This window comes from Belliella calami (assembly GCF_022549695.1).
GTDB lineage: Bacteria > Bacteroidota > Bacteroidia > Cytophagales > Cyclobacteriaceae > Belliella > Belliella calami.
In genome coordinates this window covers 201,532-208,483 of sequence record NZ_JAKZGS010000002.1, presented here as the reverse complement: position 1 = coordinate 208,483, position 6,952 = coordinate 201,532, and the positions used below count along the sequence as shown (strand labels likewise).

Annotated in this window: 4 protein-coding genes; 2 read left to right on the top strand and 2 right to left on the bottom strand. The window is 36.5% G+C overall.

What is annotated here, in order from left to right; translation table 11 throughout:
- On the top strand, positions 1-3,415 hold a 3,415-nt coding region (locus MM236_RS03190), incomplete at its 5' end, for a beta strand repeat-containing protein (RefSeq protein WP_369415183.1).
- Positions 3,416-3,634: 219 nt separating this feature from the next.
- Entirely contained in the window at positions 3,635-5,278 is a 1,644-nt protein-coding gene (locus MM236_RS03185) for a T9SS type B sorting domain-containing protein (protein WP_241273485.1), read from the top strand.
- A gap of 259 nt (positions 5,279-5,537) precedes the next feature.
- Here the strand turns inward: MM236_RS03185 and MM236_RS03180 are convergent, their stop codons facing one another.
- Together MM236_RS03180 and MM236_RS03175 are read right to left on the bottom strand one after the other, a co-directional pair.
- Positions 5,538-5,945: a response regulator gene (locus MM236_RS03180; RefSeq protein WP_241273484.1), complete on the bottom strand. Its 408-nt coding sequence runs from the start codon at positions 5,943-5,945 to the stop codon at positions 5,538-5,540.
- Positions 5,942-6,949: a PAS domain S-box protein gene (locus tag MM236_RS03175; RefSeq protein WP_241273483.1), complete on the bottom strand. Its 1,008-nt coding sequence runs from the start codon at positions 6,947-6,949 to the stop codon at positions 5,942-5,944. The genes MM236_RS03180 and MM236_RS03175 overlap by 4 nt, the downstream gene beginning before the upstream one ends.
- Positions 6,950-6,952 lie beyond the last annotated feature (3 nt).

The window sequence follows — 6,952 nt, the reverse complement described above, 5'->3', positions numbered from 1 at the left end:
CACCACTGACATTCAAGCCAACACAGATAAAATCACAGCAAATAGCGAAGACATCAGTGATTTGAATACGGAAGTTGCACAAAACAAAACAGCGATATCTGTAAATGCAGGAGATATTTCGACTTTGAATACGGTAGTTTCGGCAAACACCACTGACATTCAAGCCAACACAGATAAGATCACAGCAAATAGCGAAGACATCAGTGATTTGAATACGGAAGTTGCACAAAACAAAACAGCGATATCTGTAAATGCAGGAGATATTGCGACTTTGAATACGGTAGTTTCGGCAAACACCACTGACATTCAAGCCAACACAGATAAGATCACAGCAAATTGCGAAGATATCAGTGATTTGAATACGGAAGTTGGCCAAAACAAAACAGCGATATCTGTAAATGCAGGAGATATTGCGACTTTGAATACTACAGTTTCGGCAAACACCACTGACATTCAAGCCAACACAGATAAGATCACAGCAAATAGCGAAGACATCAGTGATTTGAATACGGAAGTTGGCCAAAACAAAACAGCGATATCTGCAAATGCAGGAGATATTGCGACTTTGAATACGGTAGTTTCGGCAAACACCACTGACATTCAAGCCAACATAGATAAGATCACAGCAAATAGCGAAGATATCAGTGATTTGAATACGGAAGTTGGGCAAAACAAAACAGCGATATCTGCAAATGCAGGAGATATTGCGACTTTGAATACTACAGTTTCGGCAAACACCACTGACATTCAAGCCAACACAGATAAAATCACAGCAAATAGCGAAGACATCAGTGATTTGAATACAGAAGTTGCACAAAACAAAACAGCGATATCTGCAAATGCAGGAGATATCGCGACTTTGAATACGGCAGTTTCGGCGAACACAACAGACATTCAAACCAACGCAAATAAGATCACAGCAAATAGCGAAGACATCAGTGATTTGAATACGGAAGTTGGCCAAAACAAAACAGCGATTTCTGCAAATGCAGGAGATATTTCGACTTTGAATACGGCAGTTTCGGCAAACACAACAGACATTCAAGCCAACATAGATAAGATCACAGCAAATAGCGAAGACATCAGTGATTTGAATACGGAAGTTGGCCAAAACAAAACAGCGATATCTGTAAATGCAGGAGATATTTCGACTTTGAATACTACAGTTTCGGCAAACACCACTGACATTCAATCCAACGCAAATAAGATCACAGCAAATAGCGAAGACATCAGTGATTTGAATACGGAAGTTGGGCAAAACAAAACAGCAATATCTGCAAATGCAGGAGATATTGCGACTTTGAATACGGCAGTTTCGGCAAACACCACTGACATTCAATCCAATACAGATAAGATCACAGCAAATAGCGAAGAGATCAGTGATTTGAATACGGAAGTTGCACAAAACAAAACAGCGATATCTGTAAATGCAGGAGATATTGCGACTTTGAATACGGCAGTTTCGGCCAACACAACAGACATTCAAGCCAACACAGATAAGATCACAGCAAATAGCGAAGACATCAGTGATTTGAATACGGAAGTTGGCCAAAACAAAACAGCGATATCTGCAAATGCAGGAGATATTGCGACTTTGAATACGGCAGTTTCGGCAAACACCACTGACATTCAAGCCAATGCCACAAACATTGCCTTGAAAGAAGATAGTTCAAACAAGTCGTCTGATGTCACACTTGCTGATGAAACAGATACCAAGTTTCCGACTGAGAAAGCTGTGAAGACATTTGTAGATGGGAAAGTTGCCACTTTGAATACAATTACTGGAAATGTACAATCAGAGCTGAATACAACCCAAGTTGGTGCAGGGTTGGAGTCTGATGGTACTTACGTTGCGAAAGAGACAACAAACTACCTAAGTACTGCAATTTCTTTAAAGGATGCTGATGAAAAGCTCGATTTTCAGGCTATGGCAAACGCAGAGGCAATAAGTACAATCAACACTCTTGAAGAGGGAAGAATTTACCTTGGAAATTCATCAAATGAAGCAAAAGAAGTTGCAATATCGGGAGATATAACTCTTAATAGTTTAGGAGTAAGTGCCATTGGAGTAAACAAAGTGAACAGTGACATGATTTTGGATGAAACTATCCTGACTGCTGATATCGCCGAAAATGCAGTGACAACCGCCAAGCTTGCTGATGCTTCGATTACTACTGCAAAGATTTTAGATGGAACAATTACCAATATTGATATAAGTGCATCTGCCGAAATTGCAGGAGTCAAAATCAATCCAAACTTTGGGACTCAAAATATCATAACGTCAGGCCAACTTACCACAGGGACAATTACACTCCCAAATTCAGATGGTATATCAGGTCAAGTATTATCAACAGATGGTGCTGGTTTAGTGACTTGGCTAACTCCTGCTTCTGCTACAAGCAATGATTTTATGGATTTGATAAGTGATCAAACAGTTGTAGGAGCAAAAACATTCAGTAGTGATATTAATGTAAATGGTTTAACAATTGGTAAAGGGAATGGTCAAATAAATGGTCAAAATATAACTATGGGAGAAAACACCCTAGTTAATAATACTACTGGTCAATTTTTAATTGCAATAGGAAATAATGCCTTATCGAATAATACCTCGGCCAATTATAATATTGGAATTGGTGCATCAACATTGTCAACCAATGACAATGGAGCCAATAACATAGCTATTGGTGCAGCTTCATTATCTTCAAATAATGGCTCTGATAATACTGCTGTGGGAAGAAGCTCATTGTTATTAGGGAATTCTATAAATGAAGTAACAGGTTTGGGATATGAAGCTGGAATGCGAAATACAGGAAGTTCGAACACGTTTTTAGGTGCAAAAACGGATCAGAATGCACCTAGCAGTTCGATGACTAATGCAACAGCTATCGGTTTTAATGCGAAAGTTTCTGAAAGCAATACAATCCAACTCGGAAATACTTCAATCACAGATGTTAAAACTTCTGGTAAAATTACTACAGGTGCCATTACGCTACCTAATACAGATGGACTGAATGGACAGGTTTTAACAACTAATGGTACTGGAGTAACTTCTTGGACTACTCCTACACAAACATCTAATATTACAGTTTTAAAAACAGTTACAATTGAATGGTCTGAATTGAATAACTATAACGTTTCAAATGCCTCTATTATATTCGTTAAACCAAATTCAACATGGACTACTATTTATGGATTACAAGGAGGTGTGATTGGGCAAATAATACATATTTATTCCGTCAATAATCAAACTTCAAATTGCTGTACAGGGCTATCCTTGTTGAATTTTAATAGTGCCAACAATACTGGAATTCAAAAATTTGTAGCAAGTGGAGGAATAAATATTGATTCAAATCAAAATACTACTCTTGTTTTTGATGGGACATATTGGAGGGTAACAAGAGTAGGAGGCTTCTAAAAATCAATTCTTTTTGATGACTGAACAAACTACTTAATCTTTTGAAAATCTTTAAAATTAAATTCTAATGTTATTTGATAGTAATATGAACTTGATTTCATTAAAGCTTAAGAACACGCAATTCTGTGGTTTTCTATAAGTTTGATAAAATTTAAATTTTTAAAAAATCACTATTCATAAGTTCTTGAATATAATAAATCTGGAAAACGCTTATAGAACATGAAAATATACTCCAAAATATTCTTAGGAATTTTCATTTCCTTCTTTTTCACTGAAGAGGCTTTGTCGCAGAACCTAACTTTGGTCAGGGATGCAAAGCTTAGTTTGATGGGAGATGCGGTGATTTTTTCTGCTCCTGACGTAAAACTCAAGGACAACAGTCAAATTGTCCAAGCTGAAAGAGTCAAGTTGACTCAGTCTGATTTTATTCAATTGCTTAGTCCGGAGGCATTGCTAAAGACCAGAGTTTTAAAAAATGGTGAAAAAGTTATTATACAAGTTGGTATTGGAAGCAAAGCAGATATTATAATATTTAACCGTTCTGAATCCGGAGCTTTTTCGATAGGAATGGAAGATTTGAATGAAGCAGAAGCATTGCCGTTTTTTTGGAAAGTGGGTTCATTGAATTCGAAAGAAGGTGATGAAAAAGTTGATTTACAACTGTCGTGGACTAAAGAATCAGAACCTTCGGATTTCAAACTTAAATCACTGATGAGAAGAGATGGGGTAGATTGGATGATGGAATATGATCAGAAAATCCAAGATACAACTGTTTTCCTTAAAAGCTATAGCCTTAAAGGTTCGAAATCTTCAGTATTCACAGTAGCTACCAACAGGTTGGATTCTGATGATGATGGGGTTCCTGACATTATTGAAATAAGAGAAGGAACTGATCCAAAAGACGCTGCTGATTATTTGGATACAGATGGTGATAAGGTTCCTGATTATATCGAAACAATTCAAAATACAAATCCACTAGACCCAATTAGTTATTTGGATTCTGATCAGGATGGAGTTGCCGATTACATTGGAGATCGCTCACCGATTATGTTTATGAATATTTCAGATCTTCAGATTCCTTGGGGATATCAGGGCATTGATTCCTTATTGCCGGATTCTTTGGTGGCAGTATTGGGATCAGGAAAGATTGTAGGATTGGATGTCAATTGGGATAAATCAAAATTAGATATTTTCAAAAGAGGTGTTTATGAAGTTTTGGGAAGTATTGAATTATCTCCAGGACTTTTTGATGCGTATCAAATACAATCAAATATTCAGGTTGAAGTATTATCCAAGCCAAGTCCTGAAGATATCCTTTTGTCTAATAATATTTTTGATGGAGATAAGAGTGGGGTTGAGGTTGTTGTTGGTAGTTTTACGATCATTGATCCAGTAGATGATCAACACGAGATTAAACTTTCTGATTTGGCTTATGACAATGTATATTTTGAAATCAGGGATGGTGTCTTGGTTTGGAGTTCTGAATCTAGGGCTGATGGAAAGACAAGCTTTCGAATTTTGGTAAAAGTTCAAGATCGAGATGGAAATCTTATTGAAAAGGAATTTACAATAATAAGAAATAGAATTTCCGTAAGCCAAATTGAAATTTCAAACAGCTTTACACCAAATGATGACGGAATCAATGATACTTGGGGTGTCCAAGAATTGAGATTCTACTCTGGGGTAGTAATACAAGTTTTCGAAAGAAGTGGAAAGCGCCTATTCTATACCCAAAACCCTGATGTAAGATGGGATGGGACTTTAAATGATATGGAACTGCCGACAGGTACCTATTACTGGACTGTGGAAGTGAAGGAAACAGGAGAGACTAGAAAGGGAATGTTAAATCTGCTAAGGAAGTAAAGAGAAGGTAGAAGCTAGCGACGATAACCTACAATTGAGTAACTGTAAAGACCTTTGAGGTTTTAAAAACCTCGAAGGTCTTCACATAAAGTATGAAAAAAGATCAAGATGTGACAAAAAAGTCCCAAGTGATCTTAGGATGAGAAAGAGTGTCAAGAATAAGGGTTAAGAAAAAGAATAGGAAAAATTTACATAAATTCAGAAGCGGAGGCTTATTTCAATTCAAGAGTGGTTGAATAAAGACCAACTATTCACATCTTTATTGTGGTTCAAAGAAATTTGAAAGTCTGCTTAAATTTTTGATTTCCTCCATGTTTTCCATGCTTACAGGTTTTTCGAGATATCCCGAAACGCACTTGTACAGATTGGCCTTTTGCTTGTCAGATTTATTGATGGATGAAGTGATGATGATCACATGATAAGGGATTCTGATTTGGGTTTTTTCCAACAAATCCAAAAAATCCCATCCATCAAAATCGGGCATGTTGATATCTAATAAGATGATTTGGGTGATGCTAGTATCCTCTAACTCGCTCAAGTAGTTTAGCGCTTCAATTCCACCAAGAAACCCTTTTGGATCTTGGTGAAGTTCACTTTTGATTACAAGATGCTTCACAAGTTTGATAATAATTTTTTCATCATCAACAATTAGAATTTCATATTTCATTGTATTTCGTCAATATTTATTTGCTCTGTTTTGTTGGTGATATTTCTGATGATTTTATCCAATTCTTGGGTAGAATTTACAATATGCTGTAGAATTTCCACTTTACTCAGTTCAGGATCCTCTCCTTCCAAACTAATAATGTTAACTAATCCCATCAACCTTGCCAATGGCGCACGGACCACATGTGACTGAATCCATGCAATTTCCTTAAGTTTGGTGTTTTGTGTTTCGATAGCATCGATATATTGGTATTTTAGAGTTACATCATTTGCCAATACTAGGAGGGCTTTTCTCCCTTTGAAGTCAATCTCGTTATAGCTTATTTCCACATCGATCATTTCACCATTCTTCTTGGTGTGTTTGAATGTACCCGGGTTTTTCATTTCCGAACCTTCACCATCACCAGAAATTATATCCATTGCTCTTTGTTTTTCAGACTCTGGACGAATATCAAAAACAGTCATATCCAAAAATTCATCTTTGGTATAGCCATAATGTGAAATGGCTGTTCTGTTTACATCCAAAAACTTATAGGAATTTTTATCAATTACATACATTGGAAGTGGACTCAAATGGAATAGTTCTCTGTAGCGTTTTTCAGAATCTTCCAATTGGTTGAAGACCTTCTTCCTTTCTATGGCATAAATGATGCTTTTTTGGAGAATGTCAGGTTTCATTTCATCCTTCAACAAATAATCTGCTGTACCTAAGCTTATGGATTTTATCGCAAATCCTTTATCTGAATATCCCGTCAAGACTATCACTGGCACATTTTCTGAATACATAAGTACCTCATTGACTAAGTTTTCACCATCTTTATCAGGTAAGCTAAGGTCTAGCAGTATCACATCATATTCTGTAGGATTTTTTTTGAGAAACTCTTTGTATGTCTTGACTTGGTCAATCAAAAGTTTGCTAAATACCTCTTCTAAGTAATCAGAGATAAGCACAAAGTCTCCCATATTGTCCTCAATAATAAGTACCTTTTTTATACTTTCAGTCATAAA